The organism is Congzhengia sp., assembly GCF_037235575.1.
In the GTDB taxonomy this organism is placed as follows: domain Bacteria; phylum Bacillota; class Clostridia; order UBA1381; family UBA9506; genus Congzhengia; species Congzhengia minquanensis.
Genome location: NZ_JAXUNN010000024.1, coordinates 1 through 20,166, shown reverse-complemented (window position 1 = coordinate 20,166; position 20,166 = coordinate 1). Strand labels below are relative to the sequence as shown.

The 20,166-nt window shown below is 45.2% G+C and carries 23 protein-coding genes and 1 other RNA gene; 15 read left to right on the top strand and 9 right to left on the bottom strand.

Translation table 11 applies throughout. From position 1 onward, the window contains the following. On the top strand, positions 1-284 hold a 284-nt coding region (locus tag WIG73_RS04395), incomplete at its 5' end, for a response regulator transcription factor (RefSeq protein WP_337399435.1). Positions 285-327: 43 nt separating this feature from the next. Here WIG73_RS04395 and WIG73_RS04390 read toward each other — a convergent pair. Continuing rightward, positions 328-591 carry a DUF3343 domain-containing protein gene (locus WIG73_RS04390; RefSeq protein WP_249313281.1) on the bottom strand — a complete coding sequence of 88 codons (264 nt, stop codon included), beginning with the start codon at positions 589-591 and terminating at the stop codon, positions 328-330. A gap of 167 nt (positions 592-758) precedes the next feature. Here WIG73_RS04390 and WIG73_RS04385 point away from each other — a divergent pair, with 167 nt between their 5' ends. Further along, positions 759-1,439: a JAB domain-containing protein gene (locus WIG73_RS04385; protein ID WP_249313412.1), complete on the top strand. Its 681-nt coding sequence runs from the start codon at positions 759-761 to the stop codon at positions 1,437-1,439. Here WIG73_RS04385 and spoVAE read toward each other — a convergent pair. After that, a complete protein-coding gene (gene spoVAE, locus WIG73_RS04380) occupies positions 1,429-1,785 on the bottom strand; it encodes a stage V sporulation protein AE (RefSeq protein ID WP_177680978.1) in 357 nt (118 codons plus the stop codon). The genes WIG73_RS04385 and spoVAE overlap by 11 nt on opposite strands. Before the next feature lie 87 nt (positions 1,786-1,872). Between spoVAE and WIG73_RS04375 the strand changes: the two genes are divergently transcribed. Further along, positions 1,873-2,601: a YebC/PmpR family DNA-binding transcriptional regulator gene (locus tag WIG73_RS04375; protein ID WP_249313279.1), complete on the top strand. Its 729-nt coding sequence runs from the start codon at positions 1,873-1,875 to the stop codon at positions 2,599-2,601. Between the two features lie 43 nt (positions 2,602-2,644). On the opposite strand, the gene WIG73_RS04370 is transcribed toward WIG73_RS04375, so the two are convergent. Continuing rightward, entirely contained in the window at positions 2,645-3,319 is a 675-nt protein-coding gene (locus WIG73_RS04370) for an MmcQ/YjbR family DNA-binding protein (protein ID WP_249313276.1), read from the bottom strand. Between the two features lie 110 nt (positions 3,320-3,429). On the opposite strand from WIG73_RS04370, the gene ssrS reads away from it, so the two are divergent. Then, positions 3,430-3,619, top strand: a non-coding RNA gene (gene ssrS / locus WIG73_RS04365) — 6S RNA. Positions 3,620-3,628: 9 nt separating this feature from the next. Here ssrS and WIG73_RS04360 read toward each other — a convergent pair. Continuing rightward, on the bottom strand, positions 3,629-4,468 hold the full coding sequence (locus WIG73_RS04360) for a pyridoxamine kinase (protein WP_249313274.1): 840 nt from the start codon (positions 4,466-4,468) through the stop codon (positions 3,629-3,631). 161 nt (positions 4,469-4,629) lie between these two features. Between WIG73_RS04360 and WIG73_RS04355 the strand changes: the two genes are divergently transcribed. Together WIG73_RS04355 and rbr are read left to right on the top strand one after the other, a co-directional pair. Beyond that, on the top strand, positions 4,630-5,130 hold the full coding sequence (locus WIG73_RS04355) for a hypothetical protein (RefSeq protein WP_249313272.1): 501 nt from the start codon (positions 4,630-4,632) through the stop codon (positions 5,128-5,130). Positions 5,131-5,161: 31 nt separating this feature from the next. Further along, positions 5,162-5,695 carry a rubrerythrin gene (gene rbr, locus WIG73_RS04350; protein WP_177680994.1) on the top strand — a complete coding sequence of 178 codons (534 nt, stop codon included), beginning with the start codon at positions 5,162-5,164 and terminating at the stop codon, positions 5,693-5,695. 53 nt (positions 5,696-5,748) lie between these two features. Here the strand turns inward: rbr and WIG73_RS04345 are convergent, their stop codons facing one another. Together WIG73_RS04345 and WIG73_RS04340 are read right to left on the bottom strand one after the other, a co-directional pair. Continuing rightward, positions 5,749-7,269, bottom strand: coding sequence for a family 10 glycosylhydrolase (locus WIG73_RS04345; RefSeq protein WP_249313268.1), 1,521 nt, complete (start codon positions 7,267-7,269; stop codon positions 5,749-5,751). 14 nt (positions 7,270-7,283) lie between these two features. Further along, complete coding sequence (locus tag WIG73_RS04340; RefSeq protein WP_249313266.1) at positions 7,284-9,188, bottom strand: dienelactone hydrolase family protein; 1,905 nt, start codon at positions 9,186-9,188, stop codon at positions 7,284-7,286. 130 nt (positions 9,189-9,318) lie between these two features. Here WIG73_RS04340 and WIG73_RS04335 point away from each other — a divergent pair, with 130 nt between their 5' ends. The 6 genes from WIG73_RS04335 to WIG73_RS04310 all read left to right on the top strand — a co-directional run bounded on the left by WIG73_RS04335 (position 9,319) and on the right by WIG73_RS04310 (position 11,871). Further along, entirely contained in the window at positions 9,319-10,095 is a 777-nt protein-coding gene (locus WIG73_RS04335; protein ID WP_249313264.1) for a prolyl oligopeptidase family serine peptidase, read from the top strand. A gap of 526 nt (positions 10,096-10,621) precedes the next feature. After that, positions 10,622-10,873 (top strand): helix-turn-helix transcriptional regulator, encoded by a 252-nt coding sequence (locus tag WIG73_RS04330; protein ID WP_249313262.1) that lies wholly within the window; start codon positions 10,622-10,624, stop codon positions 10,871-10,873. Between the two features lie 19 nt (positions 10,874-10,892). Next, positions 10,893-11,126, top strand: coding sequence for a helix-turn-helix transcriptional regulator (locus WIG73_RS04325; protein WP_249313260.1), 234 nt, complete (start codon positions 10,893-10,895; stop codon positions 11,124-11,126). Next, a complete protein-coding gene (locus tag WIG73_RS04320; protein ID WP_337399433.1) occupies positions 11,127-11,381 on the top strand; it encodes a helix-turn-helix transcriptional regulator in 255 nt (84 codons plus the stop codon). Positions 11,382-11,402: 21 nt separating this feature from the next. Then, the gene (locus tag WIG73_RS04315) at positions 11,403-11,624 is read left to right on the top strand and encodes a helix-turn-helix transcriptional regulator (protein ID WP_249313253.1); all 222 of its coding nucleotides are present in this window, start codon (positions 11,403-11,405) and stop codon (positions 11,622-11,624) included. A 19-nt stretch (positions 11,625-11,643) separates the two neighbouring features. Further along, a complete protein-coding gene (locus WIG73_RS04310) occupies positions 11,644-11,871 on the top strand; it encodes a helix-turn-helix transcriptional regulator (protein WP_249313251.1) in 228 nt (75 codons plus the stop codon). 11 nt (positions 11,872-11,882) lie between these two features. Here the strand turns inward: WIG73_RS04310 and WIG73_RS04305 are convergent, their stop codons facing one another. Continuing rightward, positions 11,883-14,105 carry an EAL domain-containing protein gene (locus WIG73_RS04305; protein ID WP_337399431.1) on the bottom strand — a complete coding sequence of 741 codons (2,223 nt, stop codon included), beginning with the start codon at positions 14,103-14,105 and terminating at the stop codon, positions 11,883-11,885. Between the two features lie 176 nt (positions 14,106-14,281). Here WIG73_RS04305 and WIG73_RS04300 point away from each other — a divergent pair, with 176 nt between their 5' ends. Genes WIG73_RS04300 through WIG73_RS04290 form a run of 3 tightly spaced genes read left to right on the top strand, consistent with a single transcriptional unit; the run spans position 14,282 to position 17,766 of the window. Continuing rightward, complete coding sequence (locus WIG73_RS04300) at positions 14,282-15,775, top strand: sugar ABC transporter ATP-binding protein (protein ID WP_249313246.1); 1,494 nt, start codon at positions 14,282-14,284, stop codon at positions 15,773-15,775. A 17-nt stretch (positions 15,776-15,792) separates the two neighbouring features. Continuing rightward, positions 15,793-16,758 (top strand): ABC transporter permease, encoded by a 966-nt coding sequence (locus tag WIG73_RS04295; RefSeq protein ID WP_177678148.1) that lies wholly within the window; start codon positions 15,793-15,795, stop codon positions 16,756-16,758. Between the two features lie 33 nt (positions 16,759-16,791). Next, complete coding sequence (locus WIG73_RS04290) at positions 16,792-17,766, top strand: ABC transporter substrate-binding protein (RefSeq protein WP_249313244.1); 975 nt, start codon at positions 16,792-16,794, stop codon at positions 17,764-17,766. Positions 17,767-17,926: 160 nt separating this feature from the next. On the opposite strand, the gene ptsP is transcribed toward WIG73_RS04290, so the two are convergent. Together ptsP and WIG73_RS04280 are read right to left on the bottom strand one after the other, a co-directional pair. Next, a complete protein-coding gene (ptsP, locus tag WIG73_RS04285; RefSeq protein WP_249313242.1) occupies positions 17,927-19,555 on the bottom strand; it encodes a phosphoenolpyruvate--protein phosphotransferase in 1,629 nt (542 codons plus the stop codon). A gap of 49 nt (positions 19,556-19,604) precedes the next feature. Then, on the bottom strand, positions 19,605-19,862 hold the full coding sequence (locus WIG73_RS04280) for an HPr family phosphocarrier protein (RefSeq protein WP_249313240.1): 258 nt from the start codon (positions 19,860-19,862) through the stop codon (positions 19,605-19,607). Positions 19,863-20,166: the final 304 nt, after the last annotated feature.

The window sequence follows — 20,166 nt, the reverse complement described above, 5'->3', positions numbered from 1 at the left end:
TAAAAGTCGATTTTGAAAAATATATGGTAACCGTACGAGAAGAAGCTGTGCACCTGACAAATATTGAATTTAAAATTATTGAGCTTTTGTCTAAATATTCGGGCAAGGTGCTGACCTACGACTATATTTTAAAAGAAATTTGGGGTCCTTATGCCAGCGAAGACAACAAAACCCTCCGGGTAAACATGGCAAACCTGAGGCGCAAGTTAGAGAAAAACCCTGCCGAGCCGGAATATCTGTTCACAGAGCCAGGCGTTGGATATCGCATGGCGGAAAGCGAATAAACAAAACCGGACTTTTCAGAATTGAAAAGCCCGGTTTTTTAATTTACCTTATTTCTTCATAGCTTCTTCTGCCGCTGGTGTCGGTAAATTCAGCAAATATCCTGCTGTAGCCAACCCCGTTTCTGCGGCACAGGGAAGTAAGCTTTAAAGCGTCGCCCCTTGCGCATTTCGCCGCATAGGAACAGCCGCCGCGGCTCAATTCCTTTGGCGTTTGAATAATTTTAACAAAAAGTCCGTTATCCTCCGCCAGCCGTTTAAACCGAAATGCCGCAGTCTGCGACACAAATGTTACAAGACATCTTTGCATACTTTCACCGCCGCTTTCATTCTATATAACATTATATTCTGAAAATTCTGTTTTGACACAGCGGCTTTTTGGCAAACATCTTAAATTTGTGAAAAAAGGTTGAAATTTTCTGAAAAAAAGTGTAAAATAAAATATATGTTTTTATAAAGGATGTGTGCTTGAGCGAAATGGACGATGCAATTCACAAAAATCACCGCGAACGCATGCGAAAACGCTTTTCAGAACACGGTTTCGACGGTTTTGCTGAACACGAGGTTTTGGAAATGCTGCTTTACTACGCTATCCCCAGACGCGACACCAATCCTTTGGCACATTCCATTTTGAACGAATATAACTCAATTGCAAACGTGTTTGAGGCAGACGTGTCTGAGCTGGCCAAGCTTCCGGGCCTGAGTGAAAGCAGCGCAACGCTCCTTTCCATGGTGCCGCACCTTTCCCGCGTTTACGAAAAATCGAAATGCGACAGGGACAATTTGCTGCACGACACCGAAAGCATTGGCCAATATGCAGTTTCTCTTTTAAAAGGCAAGGTGAACGAAGAGTTTGCTTTAATCTGTCTGGACGCAAACCGGCGCGTTCATTGGAGCGGCATCATAGCCAAGGGCACCATTGACAGGATTGAGGCTTATCCACGTCTGGTTGTTGCAGAGGTGATTAAGCACAACGCGAAAAACGTTGTCTTTGCGCACAACCATCCCCACAGCACGCTAATGCCCTCTGCTGCCGATAAAAACACAACGAAAAAGCTGGCAGAGATTTTAAAGGGCATTGACGTTGCCGTGGCCGACCACATAATAGTTGCGGGGAACCGGTTTTACAGCATGGCGGAAATGGGATTTATTTTTTAGCCTTTGGCTTGAAAATTAAGGCCATGACAAAGCCAAACACAACGGCTGCGGCAATTCCTGCGGCAGAGCCTGTTACGCCGCCGGAAAAAATTCCCCAAAAACCGTGGTCCTGCACACCCTTTGCTGCGCCTTTCGCCAAGGTATATCCAAAACCCGTCAGCGGAACAGTGGCGCCTGCACCTGCAAATTCTACCAACGGTTTATACACGCCGATTAAGGTTAAAAATACACCCGCCGTGACGTAGATAACCAAAATTCTGGCCGGGGTGAGTTTAAATTTGTCTATTAACACCTGTGCAATGGCGCAAAGAAGCCCGCCTACACAGAACACAATAAGATATTGCATCGTTTTAATTTCCTTTCAAAATGGATTTTTATTTATTTTACGATTATTATAAAAAATTATACAAAATTAAAGTTTAGGAGCGATGATATGTCAGGACATTCCAAATGGGCAAACATCAAACATAAAAAGGAGAAATCCGACGCGAAAAAGGGTAAGATTTTCACAAAACTGGGACGTGAAATCACCGTGATTGTAAAAGCGGGCGGCCCGGACCCCGAATCGAATTCCAAGCTTCGCGACGTCATTGCCAAAGCAAAGGCAAATAACATGCCCAACGATAACATTGACCGATGCATTAAAAAGGCCTCCGGCGAGCTTGGAGCGGACAACTATGAAGAAATTACCTATGAGGGATACGGTCCCAGCGGCGTTGCCGTAATTGTGGAAACGCTGACGGACAACAGAAACCGCACGGCAGGCGACCTTCGGCACTATTTTGACAAGTTTGGCGGCAATCTTGGCCAAAACGGCTGCGTAAGCTTTCTGTTCGACAAAAAAGGCGTTATCATTATTGACAATTCGGAGGAAGAATTAGAAGAAGACGCCGTTATGATGGACGCGCTGGACGCCGGCGCAGAGGATTTTACCGCCAACGAAGACTGTTTTGAAATTTTGACCTCAACAGATAATTTCAGCAACGTGCGCGACGCGCTGGAGAAAAAGGGTTATTCGTTTGCTTCTGCTGAAATTGAACAAATTCCGCAAACCACTGTGACGTTAACAGATGAAAAAGACCTTTTGTTTATGGGCAAACTTATTGATAGTTTAGAAGATAACGACGACGTGCAAAGCGTTTGGCACAACTGGGAAGAATAGGTTCAAATTTAAAAGCCGCAGCACAAAAGCTGCGGCTTTCTTTTTATTTCTTTTTTGCCAATTGATAGCTTGCATCAATCCGGCTTAAAATTTCGCAGATAGGAACGGAGCCGTTTAAGCAGATTGTGTACCAGTGTTTTTTATTCATGTGGTATCCCCCAAAAAAGCGTTTCCCATCAACAATTTGTTCAATTTCCTCCGGCAGGGCGCGCAGGTCTAAAATTTCAACGATTTCAGAACCATCAAGTCCAAGTTTTGTTTTTGGCACTTTTAGAAACGCAGCATACCACTTTTGCGTGTCCTTCCTTCTTAAAATTGCGTTATCCGGCAGCTTGCTCCACAAAAATTCCAGTTCATCGCCATAGGTCTTTTCTGCATATTCCATAATCTGTTTTGCCTGCTCGGTTTTAAAAACCTCATAATAAAAACAGCGTTCAGCAATTTTTACCAGCACTTCCTCACAGGCCGCTGTGACAGTTCCCACAAACCCGCCTCCGGCGCCCGGCATATGCACCAAAACATATTCCTCCCGAAGAAACGCGTCGAAAACCTTAACAGAAACTTTTCCCGCGTCAGACACAAAAATCTCCATTTCAAACTCACCGTTAAGCAGTTCATATGAATTTTGATAGCCGCCGTCTGATTTTGCAAACCCATTGGCCAATAGACGGTTAAAATCCGGCACCCTGTTTTTAAAAATTGCTAATGTGTCAATCAAAACAAAACCTCCATAAAGAACCGGACGTTTTAATTTTTAAATCTTTGTAACAAAACAAAAAATGTATTGATATTTTATTGCGCCGGTGGTATAATAAGTTTAACAAAAGAGCCTCCCTGGGATGTTCGTGATTTACGATTTTTATTTTACCAACATTTTTTATAAGGGAATCTAACTTCGTCTGTGGCGCATATGCCCCCCGCGGATACGCGGCCAGGGGACATGTAAAGCAGATGAGAGGATACCCACCTGCTTAGGCAGGTAAAAATAAATCGAACAACACGGCACCCTGGGGACTTTTTTGTATTTTTATGATAGTAGTCCCAAAGCGGCCAAAAGCTCTTTTGTGCACAGTTCAAAGTTCACCCCATAGCTTCTGTCGCCTGATGTTTTTCTGGTTTTTAAAATACAGTCAATTACATATTCGGCCGCAATTTCGGCCGCTTTTTTTGTGTCTTTTCCAAGCATTACAGCCGCTGCCAGCGCGCTTGCAAATACGTCGCCTGTGCCGCTGTAAAAAACGTCGATTTTTTCGGTTTCAATTATTTCCAGCCGAACGCCGTCCCACACTGCCGTGCCCACTTTTTGCGGCCCTGAATGAATGCCTGTCAGAACAATCTGCCCCCGGCACACAGGTTTTAGCTTTTCAATCATGGTCTCGATGTAGTCTTGTGAATGCGTCCCGCTTTCAAACGGCACATCAGTTAAAAACGCCGCCTCCGTCACGTTGGGAACAATTATGTCTGCTTTTTGAAGCAGCCGTTTCATCTCTTTGGCAAAAGACTCATCAAACCCGTCATACAGCCTGCCGTTATCCCCCATTACAGGGTCAACCAAAACAAACTCTGACGGCAACAGTTCCATGATTTTTTCAACGCAGGACACCTGCCTCTTCGAGGCTAAATATCCTGTGTAAATTCCGTCAAACGTCAGTCCCAGCGACTTCCAGTGTTCGGCTTCCATCAGTAAATCGTCAGTTAAATCGCGGAACGTATATCCCGAAAAACCTGTGTGGGATGACAAAACCGCCGTTGGCAGCACACAGGTTTCAATGCCCGCCGCGCTCAAAATTGGAATGGCCGCTGTTAAGGAGCATTTCCCAAAGCACGATATATCGTTAATTGCAATGATTCTTTTCTGTCTGTTCATAAAACGCTCTCACATTCATATCATTTAAAGGTATTATACCATAAAATAAGTTCATGTTCCATATAATTTGTTCACAAAATTTGCATTGAAATTATAAAAATCGTGTGGTATAATAAATTTAATTGCAAAATTTTGTTGATACTGCAGAAAGGTTGAATACTATGAAAAAATTAATTGGCTTTATTTTAATATGCGCAGCACTTTTAACGGTTTCAGGCTGCGGCGGAAATAAAAATCAAGAAAACACAGACCCTGCACAACCGTCTTACAACACTGAGGCCACTGAATCGGACGAAGGCGTTCAGACCACTGAAGACGGATCGTTAATTGTTCCTTCCTATTCAGAAGGATATGGAAACAGCAATGGCAGGCTCATTGTGACAACACCGGAAACCAACGGTAACTATGATGTTTTAACATACAATTTTCCCAACAGCACGTTAGAGTCAATCACCTATGAAATGCACTTTGCCGACGAAGCACAGGCAAAAACAATTTTTGAAGAAAAGCAAAAAGCAAACGCGGCCGACTTAAAAATTGAGGGAAACGTTGTAACTTACACCGACACCGACAGCAATTGGATTGGCCACAAAAAGCGTGATTTAATTGATAACCTTTCCAAAACATGGGAACAGCTGGGCTACAAAGTAACAAATGAATAAATTAAAATTTATGTAAAGGAGTGTTTTGATGATGGAATTAAAAGGTTCAAAAACAGAAGCAAACTTAATGGCGGCATTTGCAGGAGAAAGCCAGGCAAGAAACAAGTATACATACTTTGCAAGTGTTGCAAAAAAAGAGGGATATGAACAAATTTCCGCTATTTTTCAGAAAACGGCGGACAACGAAAAAGAACATGCAAAAATGTGGTTTAAGGCACTGGGCGAGCTTGGCGACACAGCGAAAAATTTAGCCGCTGCCGCCGACGGTGAAAACTATGAATGGACAGATATGTATGCCGGTTTTGCAAAAGATGCAGAAGAAGAGGGCTTTACAGAGCTGGCTGCTAAATTCCGCGCCGTTGCCGTAATTGAGAAGTCCCACGAGGACAGATACCGCGCCCTGCTCTCCAATGTTGAGATGCAAAAGGTGTTTGAAAAGAGCGAGGAAACTATGTGGGAGTGCCGCAACTGCGGACATTTGGTAATCGGCAAAAAAGCGCCTCAGGTTTGTCCTGTTTGCGCACACCCTCAAAGCTATTTTGAAGTGCGCGCTGAAAACTATTAATATAAATTTAGTCCGGTGCAGAAATTTTTCTGCACCGGACTTTTTTGCTCTTTTTATGTTTCGCCGTCTATTATCAGTTCCACCCGTTCTACCGTTATATTGTCCAGAATGTAATCTGTTCTGTCAATTACCGCAACGGATACAATGGTTTTATCCGACAAAAGACAGCCGTCAAAACATTCGGAAAGAACCAACAGTTCAGACGGATTATCTGTCATGCAATAAGTTCTTCCTGATGGTTTTTGCGGCTCAGGCCAAAATATTTGCCTGTCTATGAAATGAAAATTTTCGGAAATATTCTTTCGTTCTGCGCCGTTAACCAAAACTGCAAAATGGTCAATGCCCTCTTTGGCATTAGATATCAACAGCTTTACGGTAGCTTTTCTCCCACCAAAATCACCAATCGTTTCAACAGGAATATCCACGAAACCTCCGTCATTGGGAATCTCTGCAGGCAGCGGAGCGTAACAGTTTGTGGTAAAACTTCCGGTTATATAAGGATAACCGCCGCGCCGTTCAGCCACATATTTTCTTTTTTTGTTCGCATCCTGCGATTCTATATAGCTTTCATAATATTCCTTAAAATCCTGGCCTTCTTCATAAGCATCGCCAGAAGACGCCTGGTCAACGCCGATTTTTTTCATTTCATTTACAGGCGCCGGAGCGAAATTAAACCCCACTATGCCGTCTGCGCCCTTGTAAAACCAATTTAAAATGAGGCCCCTGTAAAACTCTTTTGGCATAAAATGGAGCGCATCAGACGAGTGGTGTACGTCCCAGCAGGGATAAAGCATAACATCGTGTCCCATAGTAATTTGTTTATACCAATCCACTTCAACGGTTACACTTCGAGAACCAAGTACAAGAAAATCTACAGCATCCTTTTGAATCCAACTTTCCACGTCAAAGCCATCATCATGACAAACTCTGTTATTTTCCGGAACCTTTGCTCCAATTTTTATTGCCGGACTAATTCTTTTTATGCGATTTTTTAAATCGCACATAAACTGCGTTAAACAATGCCGCTCCTCCCATTGCCTTCCCACCGGCAGGCAGGGCAAATGTCTCGAAAAATCAATACAAATCCCATCAAAATTATATTTCCGCATAATACTTGTGATATAATCCAGCTTAAATTGACGCAGGCCCTCCGAAGCAAAATTCCAATGCCCTTCGCGCCACCAAGTTTTAATAATCCAATCAGGATGGGAAAGTTTCGTTTTGTTCCAGCCATCTTTTCCCTTTAACTTTTTCACATGAGAGCTGTCAACCTCGGAAATTCTGTGATGAAATATACTTTCAATTCCCCGTTTATGGCATGCATCAATTAAAACCTGCATCATGTCAATACCGCGTCCTTTAAAACATTGATAAATGTCTGTGTTGTTGCTCTCGCACTCCTGTGGAAGAAAGCAATGACTTTCCCACAAAATCGCATCTACTTTCATGCCAAGCTTATCAATATTATAAAAATAACATTTCTCCAATTTTTCAGCAGCATTAACATCAGGATTTGCCAATATATAATTCCATCCGAAATTATAATCTGCCTGCAAAATAAACTTTTTTTCCATGCCAAAAACCTTCTTTAATGAAACTCTAAATATTCCGTGGTCATGCGGTTTTTGTTCTTATCTGTCACCTCAACATAAAAGCCCTTAGCATTTGCCGGAACAGAAACGCTTATTTTCCCCGTTTTCGGATTTAAGTCCACCGTTGTCCATTCGGTGGTGGCCTGGCTTCCGGCTCCGTTTCCATACACCATTCCTGTGGTGTTGTAAATCAGCCTCGCTTTTTCCAGTCCTGCTTCTGCTTCACAGGTGAACGACGCGGTTCTGCCGCTTAACGAAATTTTACTCAGTTTTGGCAGCGCCGGGCCGCCTTTCAGCATGTGGTCGGCATAGGAAAACAGCTCGTCAATCTCGCCGGTTCCGCCTGAACCGTGCTGCTGCGAATGGCCGCCGCCTAAAATAATCAGCACGTCTGAGTTGGTTTCTAAAGCACACTGTGTAGTGGCATGCAGTGAGAAAAACGTGTCGTTAGACACATTGATCCAAAAGACAGGCATGTTTGCATCAACCGTATTTTTAAAGGTATATTTTCCGTCCCAAACACTGGTGGGATGAATGGTGCCCGTGCTCATAGGCAGATTGCCGCAGCCGTAAACCGGCATTGCAAACTGAAATCTGGTATCCTCACCCATACCGCGGCTTGCGATAATGCCGCCCCAGGAAATGCCGGTTAAACCAATTTGATCTTTTTGCACCTCCGGCATGGCGTTTAAAAGGTTATAGGAAAGGCTGATGTCAGACGTCGCGTGATACATAAACTGGTCTTCTTTTTCGCCTTGCAGTGCCGTATCACTGATGTCTGAACGCCGGGGGCCGGGGTTATATTGAAGCGCCGAACCGTCCGGCATGGTGTTGTCATTTTTTGCATCCGGCTCTCTCCAGTAAAACGAAATTGCCGCATAGCCCTTTTTGTTCCAAAGCTGCACCCAATCTTTATACGCATGCCCGGCAGCGCCGTGAGTCAGCACCATTGCGGGCACTTTGTTTTCCGCAGAAGCGCCCTCCGGCAGCCCCACATAGGCAAACACCTGAGTGGGCAGGCCGTTATATTCCATTCCGTCGAAGAAAACGCCGTTTAAATTTCCCTCACGCATTTTGGAAATGACGTCATAGCGCACCGTTCTCTGCTTGGGGTCGGTTACGTCTTTTGTATATTGTTTGAAGGGATTTTCCTTTTCAAACAGTTCTTTTGCAACCAGGTTTGCCGCAAACTTTGCACCGGTTGCACTGAAATGAATGTAATCTTTGTTTTCTGCCGCCTGTTTTGCCGAATCGCTTACGGCGCCAATCTGCTCAAAATAGGAAAGCTGGCTTTTAGACAAAAACAGCGCGTCGTATGAGGTCCTCACCTTTCCGTCCTTTTCCGTGCCCTGATAGTCCTTGTAATTTTCCCGCATTCTGCCGTTCAAATCTGCCACCGTAAATCCAAAGCTTGCGGCCACAGATTTCACGCTGTTAATTAGCGGGTTCAGCCGATTGTTCGCATCAATGGTGCTGCCAACAGCCGCAGGTGTAACAAAAATGCCCTGCGCGCCTGCCGCTTTTATGCCCTGTGCCAGCTTTAACAGATATGCGCTGTAATAGTTTTCGCTTTTTGCGGGATCAACGCTGTCTGCGCCGAACGCCACCATCACAAAATCACCTGCAGTCACACGGGGCAAAACCTCCTGCCATGCGCCGTTTTCAACATAAGAAGCCAAATTCTCCTCATTTTCAGCGCAGTTTTCCACCGTAATATTCGTTACCACGTCCGCCACATATTCGCCCCAGCCCTGCTGCGGAAATTTGTCCGCGCCCTGGGCGGCGGCTACGCCGTCACCCACAATAAACAGCGTGGGCTTCCCTTCTTCAGCAAACACTGCATAGCAGGAAAGCATGGCCATAACAGCCGCTAAGGCCAGCAATAACAGTTTCTTTTTCATTTTCGTGTCTCCCCTTTTTTTCAATATTTAAAATAATTATATCCCAGCCCAAACAAATTGTCAACACACGCGGCAAAAGTGGTTGAAAAATAAGCCGCGTTTTTGTATAATAAAAAAGAGGTGACAAGCAATGAACGAATTAAAAGCTGAAATAAATCGTTTAAAGCAAATTAAACCGGGCATAGATTGTTCCTATAAGACCGTGAACGGCGTTCGGCTGCCGGTGGAAATTTATGTTCCCGAGGATAACAAAAACAAGCAAACCCTTGTAATTGCAATTCACGGCGGAAGCTGGTATGCCGTGAAAGAAGACGCAGTCACCTGGGACGGCAGCTGGATGAATTTTCAGGCGCAGTATTATGTAAGCAAGGGCTTTACTGCCGCTGTGTTTTCCTACCGCTCCATCGACTTTGACGAAACCACAACCGTATTCGATTTAATTGACGACTGCAAGGATGCGGTTGCCTTCATACGCCGGCAAACCGAAACAACGCGGCTAATTTTAATGGGCGACTCTGCCGGCGGCCACTTAAGCCTGATGCTCGGCATAGACGACAGCATAAACGCAGACATGGTGGTTGCCGCCAACCCGGTTTTAGACTGCACCGAACCAAGCTGGAAACACATTGCAAAAACAGAGCAGGATTTTATTAAGGCCTCGCCTGCTTTTCATATTCAAAAAATAAAGCCTGCGCTTTTGCTCCTGCACGGCGACAGCGACACTGTAGTAAACTGCAAAATTACAGAGCGTTACTGCGACAGTATGAAGCAGCAAAAAAACGACTGCGAATATATTCCGCTGCACGGCGCAGAGCACGCATTCCTGCTGCAAGGCTACCGTTCAAAGGACGAAGACGTGATGCGATATATGAACATGATTGATGAATTTATTGAAAAACGGACATAAAAAAAGCGGGTAATTACCCGGGAAAACATGTATGACGAAGAAAACAAAAGTTTTTGTTCTGTTTATGGAGTAAAAAACAAAAAACAGGCCGAAGCCTGTTTTCTGCGCCTTGACAGGGGCGCTTTCGCCGCACACGCACGCACTCACACACTCACACATTCACACACAAATACACACACATAAAGCATATCCAAAGCACACTCGCAAACACGCACACTGCCCCTTCAAGGCTTTCCGTTTTGATCTCCCATAATCTTAAAAGGGTAAAGATGCGGCGTCGGAAAGTCGCACCTATAGGGGATTTATGATTGCGGGAAAGAGATGTCCTGTGGATTTTATACTTCATTTCTTTCCCGCATGTAACCAAAACTTGACAAAATTTTTCCGCAATGATATAATTGAACTGCTACGTACAATGAAATAACACTTGGGGAATATTCTGCTCTTTTTTGGTTATGTTTATATTATATCCCCAAATTTAGGTATTGTCAATACATTTTTATCCATTTTTGGGGTTTTGTTAAATTTGAACAAAATTGAGGTGTTAAAATTGTATAAATCAAACAATATCGCAGACAGAATTAAAATTCAGGCCTACAGTAATGACCTTTCTCTAAATAAAATTTTGGAAAACTGCGGATTAGGCAAAAATACGATTTCCCACATAAAAGCTGGCTCTATTCCAAGGGCTGACAATTTAGCAAAAATTGCTGATGAACTTGGCTGTTCAGTAGATTACCTTTTAGGACGAACAAATAATCCTGAAATTAACCACTAAAAATAGGGGGCGGCAATTTGTGTATCAATCTGAGAATATCGCGAAACGTGTTAAATTGATAGCAAAGGCAAACAATGTCGCTATTAAAGACTTGTTAAATAAATGTGGTTTAAACAAAAATGCTCTGTCTTCAATGCAGTGCGGTGGCTCAATACCAAGAGCCGATAACTTGGCAAAAATCGCAGATTATTTAGGTTGCTCCGTCGATTATCTTTTGGGACGAACAGACGATACTGAATTACATCAAAAATAAATGAGGTTATTTCTTATGTATGAGGCAATGCAAATATCTAAGAGAATTAAAAAAATAGCAAAATCAAAAAAGATTACGTTAAATGAAATGCTATCTGCCTGTAATTTGGGGATTAACACTATTTCACATATGAATCACGGTTCTGTACCTAAAAGTGATACGCTCGCCAAAATAGCGGACTACTTAGACTGCTCCGTCGACTATTTGCTGGGTCGAACCAACGAACCAAAGTCACACCATTTTATAAAATTATAAAATGAGGCTGGTCTATTATGTATGAGTCAGTTCAACTCTAAGAGAATAAAAAAAACAGCCAGAATGAAAAAAATTGTCTTAAAAGATATGCTGGAAGCGTGTGGACTTGCAGAAAACACACTTTCAAATATGAACAGCGGGCGCACGCCGCTTAGCAGTAACTTGGCCAAAATCGCGGATTATTTAGGCTGCTCCGTAGACTATCTGCTGGGCCGAACCGATAATCCTGAAATTAATCACTAATTAGGGGGACGGCCAATTTATGTATAATTCATACGACATTGCAAAAAGAATTAAACATATAGCAAAATTAAGAAAAATTATTTTGCAGGAGATGTTTGAAACGTGCGGCATGGGGCACAGCACCATGTCGCATTTTACAAGCGGCACAATTCCAAGAGCCGATAATTTAGCTAAAATCGCAGACTACTTGGGCTGTTCCGTAGACTATCTGCTGGGCCGAACTGACAATTCTGAAATAAACAAATAAAACCGCAGGACTTAACTTGTCCCGCGGTTTTTCTTTTCCCACCATGTTTCAAATTCTTCAACCGGCAGGGGCCTTGAAAATATAAAGCCCTGCACCAGGTCACAGCCCACCGTTTGCATATAGCTAAGCTGTTCCTCTGTTTCAATTCCCTCCGCCACAGAGGTGAGCCCCAGTTTTTTAGAAAGTGTGATGAGGCAGTCTATCACGTCCCGGGACTTTTGGTCTTCAATGTCTTTAAAAAATCTGCGGTCAAGCTTAATCGCATCAATGTCAAACTCTTTCACCAGCCCCAAAGACGAATAACCAGAACCAAAATCGTCCAGCGAACACTGAAACCCCAGCTCGTGCATCTGGCGGATACGCTGTTTCACAATGTTAATTTTTAAATTATCGAAGAAAATCGACTCTGTCAGCTCAAACTCTAAAATTCCTCTTGGAATGTTGTGCCGTTGTGCCGTTTCAGAAAACCACGTTAAAAAGTTCGGGTCGTCAAAGTGCCGCCTTGAAAGGTTCACAGAAATGGGAATAGGCTTATTGCCGCTTTCTATCCACCGCTCCAAACAAACACACGCCTGCTCAAACATATAGCGGTCTAACCGGCAAATTTTGTCGCTTTGCTCAAACAGTGGAATAAACATCCCCGGGCTTATCATGCCCCGTTCCGGGTGGTTCCAGCGCACCAGCGCCTCTGCCCCGCCAACCTGCCCATCTTTTAGCCGCACCTTTGGCTGTAAATACAGTGTAAAATCGTGATTTTCCAGCGACGGCTCAAAGGCCTGTTCCAGCTCCTGCTCCTCTTTCATACGCTCTGTATAAGCGGCGTCGTAAAAGGCGCAGTCCGTATTTTCGCCGTCAAGCCTACTCTGATACGCTATGCGTGCCCTGTCCTGAATAATAGTAATATCTAAACTCAAATCCTCTACAATATACGCTCCCTTTAAAACCGTAAGGTGGTAAGGCGTTTCAATCAGTTTACTAAACCGGTTTAACTCCTTTGTCATCTCCTCAAGCCGGGCCGAAATCACTTCTCTGCTATGCTCTTTTAGGCACAAAAAGAAGTTGTCCGCCGAACTGCGGGCCACAATTTCACCTGGCTTTAACATGCCGCTCAAAGTTTCATAAACATAGCGCAGAGTTTTATCCCCTTGCTCGGTTCCAAAATTCTCGTTAATCAGCTTAAAGTTCTTAATATTAAACAGAACAATCGTAAACGGAGGCGGCTCCGCTTCCGTCAGCTTCATATATGCCTCACGAAACGCCGCGTTGTTCCTGCCGCCGGTAACACTGTCTACATAGGCAATCTGCTCTAAACGTCTGCGGCTTTTCGCGTAAAACCGGGACACGGCAAAAATGAACAGACCGAAAATCACCACAATGAAACCAATGATTAAAAAAGAGTAGAAAATATATTTCTCCGCCCGGCCCGAAATCAGGTCGGCAGGAATTAAGGTTAGCAGCGTCCAGTCGTTCACCGTTAGCGCGTGATAGGAAAGAAACAATTCTTCCCCGCTAACGGCCATGAAACGGAACACGCCCTCTTTGCGGTTCTCCAAATCCTCTTTCATTTCCATCACAGCCCGCGAAGCTTCTGATTTCCCGCTTTCATGGAAGACTGTGTCCAGCGTTAAAAAGGGTTTAATGTCTGTTGGCGAGATAATCACCTTGCCGTCGCTGTCAACAATACAGGTCAAACCCCTGCCTTCAAAGCTCGTTGGCTGAATGAGCGCCTGCATGTTTGCTTTGTTGCGCAAACCTGCCAAAACGCCTGTTATCTGATTGTTTTTATACACCGGAACGGTGTACAGCACATTTTGCCCCTCCGTATAGGCAGTTACCCGCATTTCCCCGCGGAAAGAGGCGTCAATCCCCTCCTGAAACATACTGAAAGAAAAGTCAGCAGGCACCGCCCTGCCGTCCGCTCCCAAAAAAGCCATTGCGTCAAAGCCCGAAATTTCAGACTTTCTTTCAATAAATTCTGCAAGCTCTTTGTCTGTTCCGCTCACCATGGAAATCGAGTCTGCCATCAGCTTCATTTCCATCTGAACGGCTTTCATACGGCTGGAAATGTCTCCGGCAAGCTGGGAGGACATGTCCAAAGCATAATTTTCCGTGCTATCGTGCAGAGCAGCCCGCAGAGTTGACGCGTTGATAAGCATAAATAAAAATATAAAAATCAGAAGAACCGATAAAATACCCACGCCTACCGATGGGTGAATACCTTTTTTTCCGTCCATGAAAAGTCTCCTAATGAAACGAATTTGATTATAGTTTACCATATTGCCCAAGTACAAACAACCCTTTTATCATAAAAATTTCAACTTTTTGTGTTAGAATTTCTATTTCAATTCCGACAAAAATCACTATAATAAAAGTATAAGCCAAGCAAAACGAAAAGGAGAGGTGATTAAAAATGGGTGTAATGCTTGAAATGACGGGCATTGAAAAGCGGTTCCCCGGCGTTCACGCTTTAAAGAACTGCCATTTCGACCTGAAAAAAGGCGAAATTCACGCCCTGATTGGAGAAAACGGCGCAGGCAAATCCACGCTGATGAAAATTCTCACCGGCGTATATGGCAAAGACGGCGGCACCATTTTATACAACGGTGAAGAAATCAACGTCACCACGCCGAAAGAAGCCCAAAATTTAGGAATTTCCATCATTCACCAAGAATTGAACCTAATGCCAGACTTAACGGCAGCACAGAACATTTTTATTGGCAGAGAAGCAACCAAGCTGGGCGGCCTATACCTGAGCGAATCGAAACAAAACCGCGCGGCAAAAAGCCTGTTTGAACTGTTAAATCTGGACTTAGACCCTAAAACCAAAGTGCGCGACGTAACCGTTGCCAAACAGCAAATGATTGAAATTGCAAAAGCGCTTTCGTTTAACTCGAAAATTTTGATTATGGACGAACCTACTGCAGCCCTCACCGAATCGGAAATTCGCGAGCTGTTCAAAATTATTGCGGGGCTGAAAGAGCAGGGCGTGGGCATTGTGTATATCTCCCACCGCATGGAGGAGCTGTTTGAAATTTCAGACCGCATCACCGTAATGCGCGACGGCGAATATATCGCCACAAAAACAACCGCCGAAACCAGCATGGATGAAATCATTCGCCTCATGGTGGGCAGAACCATTTATGAGCCCCCCAAAGAAGCCTCTCACGTTAAGGGCAACGACGTGGTGCTGGAAGTGAAAAACCTAAACGCCGGCAAAGAGGTGAAAGACGTTTCCTTCTCCCTCCGCAGGGGTGAAATTCTAGGCTTCGCTGGCCTCATGGGCGCAGGGCGTACCGAAACCGCCAGGGCCGTGTTCGGAGCGGATAAAATCGACTCCGGCGAAATTTTCATTAACGGTAAAAAAGCCCACATACGTTCACCCAAAGACGCCGTGAAGCACGGCATTGGCTATCTTTCTGAAGACAGAAAGCAGTTCGGCCTGGCATTGGGAATGAACATTGAGGCCAACACCGTTTTGGCAAACTATGAAAACTTTAACACTGGCGGCATTGTAAACGACAAAAAAGCGGCCGAGGCTGCAAAAAAATATGTGGATATGCTAAAAACCAAAACCCCCTCCACAAAACAGCTGGTAGGCAACTTATCCGGCGGCAACCAGCAAAAAGTGGTCATTGCGAAATGGCTGTGCCGCGACTGTGACATTTTAATTTTCGACGAGCCTACCCGCGGTATCGACGTAGGCGCGAAAAGTGAAATTTACAAGCTTTTAACCGACCTGGCAGAACAGGGAAAATCCATCATCATGATTTCTTCCGAGCTTCCTGAAATTTTAAGGATGAGCGACAGGGTTGTGGTCATGTGTGAGGGCCGCATCACCGGTACGCTGGACATCAGCGAGGCTGACCAGGAAAAAATTATGAAATATGCAACAATGAGACAATAAAGAAGGAGGAAATAAAAATGAATCAAGAAAATAAATTCTCAAAATTCTTTCATTCCGCCGGTGCGCAGAAGTTCTTTGCGTTCGGAACGCTCATTTTACTGATGATTTTCTTCTCCGTCGCCAGCCCATACTTTTTCACCCCCAGCAACCTGGTTTCCATTTTGCTGTCGACCTGTGTGAACGGCGTTTTGGCAATCGGCGTTACGTTTATCATCGTAACGGGCGGAATTGACCTTTCTATCGGAACAACCATGACGTTTGCGTCTGTTGTAGGCGGCATTACTGCGGTGAACTTAGGCTTCCCGCTTCCCCTGGCCGTTTTGGTCTGCGTTTTAACCGGCGCTTTGGTTGGCCTCATCTCCGGTACACTGGTATCGCGGCTGAAAATTCCGCCGTTTATCGCAACCCTGGGCATGATGATGGTAACAAAGGGCCTGTCACTGGTGCTCTCCGGCGCAAAACCTGTATATTATCCCGACGGCTGGAACAAAATAGCGTTGGGCAACATCATTCCCGGAATTCCTAACGCGGTGCTCATTTTTGTAGCCGCAGCCATTTTAGCAACCTTTCTTTTAAACAAAACCCTGCTGGGACGCTACGATTTTGCAATCGGCAGCAACGAAGAAGCAACCAGGCTTTCCGGCGTAAACGTAAAAAAATGGCTCACCATCATCTACATGGTGGCAGGCGCATTCTGCGGTGTTGCAGGCATGCTCATGTCGTCCCGTTTAGGCTCGGCGCAGCCGGCTTTGGGCCAGGGCTACGAGCTTGAAGCAATCGCAGCGGTGGTAATTGGCGGAACATCGCTTTCCGGCGGCTCCGGCACCATTTTGGGAACGGTAATCGGTGCGTTTATCATGTCGGTTTTAACCAGCGGGCTGAAAATTATGGCAGTTCCCCAGGAGTGGCAAACTGTTGTAATCGGTGGTGTTGTAATTCTTGCGGTTTACATTGACATTTTAAGAAAAAGAAAACAAGCATAATGAAATTTTAAAAATTTAAGGAGGACGATTTCTATGAAAAAAAGACTAATGGCGCTTTCCATGGCGGCGGCAGTTTCTGTTGGCCTGCTGGCAGGTTGTGGAACAAACAGCGGCGGAGCACCCACTCCGCAGGATGGAAAACCCTATATTGCCGTTGTGGCAAAAGGCTTTCAGCATCAGTTCTGGCAGGCCGTAAAACAGGGCGCAGAGCAGGCGGCAAAAGACTATAACGTATCCATCACTTTTGAAGGTCCGGAAACAGAAGCCCAGATCGACAAGCAGGTAGACATGGTGAACAATGCACTGAGCAAAAGCCCGAAAGCAATTTGCATTGCGGCGCTTGACTCAAAAGCTCTTGCAACCTCGCTGGACATGGCGAAATCTCAGAACATTCCGGTAATTGGCTTCGACTCCGGCGTTGAATCAGACGCAGTTGTGGCAACCGCCGCAACCGACAACATTGCAGCCTCTGCGGCGGCAGCCGACAAGCTGGCAGAAGCCATTGGCAAATCTGGCAAAATTGGCATGGTGGTACACGACCAAACCTCAACCACAGGCCAGGAACGCCGCGACGGGTTTAAAAACAGAATTGAGTCGGCTTATCCTGACATTCAAATTGTAGATATTCAGTATGGCGACGGTGACCACTTAAAATCTGCCGAAGCTGCAAAGAGCATTATTGCCGCAAACCCCGACTTAAAGGGCCTCTACGGTGCAAACGAAGGTTCTGCCGTTGGCGTTATCATGGCAGTTGAAGAGCTGAACAAGGCAGATTCTATCACAGTTGTGGGCTTCGACTCCGGCAAAAAGCAAACCGACGCAGTGAGAAACGGCACAGCTTTAGGTGCAGTTACCCAGAACCCCATTCAGATTGGCTACAAGGCTGTTGAGGCTGCTGTAAAAGCAATGAACGGCGAATCTGTTGACAAGCTAATCGACACAGGCTACGCTTGGTATGACAAGTCGAACATCGACACCGACGAAATCAAGCCCCTGCTGTACGAATAGAATTCACTAACAGCCGGCAAATACCGGCAGTCATTTTCAATGGATCCCTACCCCTTAATTGATAAAACCCCTAACAAGGAAAGGCGGAGGCGCTTGTATCAGCGTCGCCGCCTTTCTTCCTTGCAAAAACGCCGCCCCCAAAATCAGGGGCGGCATTCTTTTATTTACAGGAGCTATTGCGCACCTTGTCCCTTAAACTTAAAACGAGGGAGGGGGAAACCGAAAGCTCGTCAATTCCCATCTTTAAGAACCGTTCCGTTAAAGAAAGGTCCGCACCCAGTTCGCCGCAAATACCAATCCATTTTCCGTTTTTGTGAGCGCTGTCTGCGGCAAACTGAATCAGCCGCAGTACCGACTCGTGGTGGGGATCGTAAAAACCGTCCAGTTTAGGGTTCTGCCGGTCAATTGCCAGCGTATATTGCGTTAAGTCGTTAGTGCCCACACTGAAAAAGTCCACCTCGGGGGCTAATATATCCGAAATCACAGCCGCCGCCGGCGTTTCAATCATAATGCCAATTTCCACGTCGTCTGAAAACGGCACGTTTTCTGCCGCAAGCTCAATTTTTACTTCATTTATAATCTTTTTAATTTCCAAAATTTCTTCCCTGGCAATAATCATGGGAAACATAATGGAAAGATTTCCGAAAACAGAAGCACGGTAGAGCGCCCGGAGCTGGGTTTTAAAAATATCCTGCCGGGTGAGGCAAATGCGGATAGCGCGGTAGCCCAACGCCGGATTTTCCTCAGCGTCTAAATCGAAATATTCAATTTTTTTGTCCGCGCCAATGTCTAGCGTCCGAATGATAACCTTTTTCCCTGCCATGCTTTCCAAAACCTTTTTATAGGTGGCAAACTGTAATTCCTCCGAGGGGAAATTGTTGTTTTCCAAATATAAAAACTCACTGCGGAACAGGCCAATGCCCCCTGCATCGTTTACCAAAACCGCGCCAATGTCGGAAAGGCCGCCAATGTTGGCAAAAATATTAATTTTTCTACCGTCTAACGTAATATTTTCCTTGCCCTTTAATTCCTGCAGCAGCGCCTTTTTCTTCTCGTCCTCCTGCTGCTTAAGCTTTAAAAGAGCCAGCGTGTCGGCGTCTGGTTCAATGAACACCTCGCCGGTGTAGCCGTCCACCACAGCTGGTTTTCCGTCAAACTCCGGATTAAGCGCCTCCCCTGCTCCAATCACGGCTGGTATGTTCATTGTTCTGGCCAAAATGGCGGTGTGGGAGTTTAAAGACCCCTTTTGCGTTACAAACGCCAGCACCTTCGACTTGTCCAGCTGCACGGTTTCACTGGGAGCCAAATCGTCTGCGCAGATAATTAGACCGTCGCCGGAAAGCACGGTGCCGTCTGCCGTTTGCTGAAAGCAGCGCAAAACCCGGTTTGAAACGTCTTTCACGTCTGCTGCACGCTCCTTCATATATTCATCGTCCATAGAAGAAAACATCATGGCGAAATTGTCCGCCGTCACCGCCACAGCATATTCCGCATTCATCTGCTGGTTTTCAATGATGTTGGTAACAGAGTCGATATAATCTAAGTCCTCCAACATCATTTGATGAATGTCAAAAATTTGGGCGTTGGCTTCTCCGATCTCTATTAAAGCCTTGTCATATAGCGCGCGCAGCTGCGACTGTGCCTCCTGCCTTGCCGCTTCAAACCGTTCAAGCTCGGCCTTTGTGTCCTCTACCCGCTCGCGCTTTACGCTGATTTCGCCCCGCTTAAAAAACGAAAGCCGCCCGATGGCGATTGCGCCGCACGCGCCCTTGCCCTGTATCGTAATCATTTAAAATCCCAAACCTTTCCGCCGCCTTTGGTTTGCGGCTTAAATTTACTTAAAGATTCGCTTTTAAAAACGATTCTAATGCCTCTGCGGCTTTTGTTTCATCAGCGCCGTTTACGGTAACCACAATTTCATCGCCTTGTTTCACGCCTAGGCCCATTACGCCGAACAGACGTTTTGCGTCGGCCTCTTTGCTATCTTTCGCAATCTTAATATCGGACGCAAACCCGGCCGCCGCCTTTACAAACAGCCCGGCCGGCCGTGCGTGAATTCCGTTTTCATCGGTTATTACATAATGAATTGTCTGCACTAAAAAACACCCTTTCACAAAAGTTTTCAGCGAACGCTTTCGATTTTTAAATCCGCCTATATGTACCATTTCCAAAAACGGCACTTTTTACTCTTTTAATGATTGAGTGTTTTTAATTTTTTTCACTTCCGTTTTTGATTTATCCTTTTATCAAACGCGGAATGCACAAACGCATCCGAAATGATAAGAGCACACCTTATTAAATTAATGGAAAACTTTAACAGATACAAAAGTGCCGCCCGACAGGGAAACCAGTCGGGCGGCACTTACGGTTTAATATCGGTTAGGGGCTGTTGTATTATTT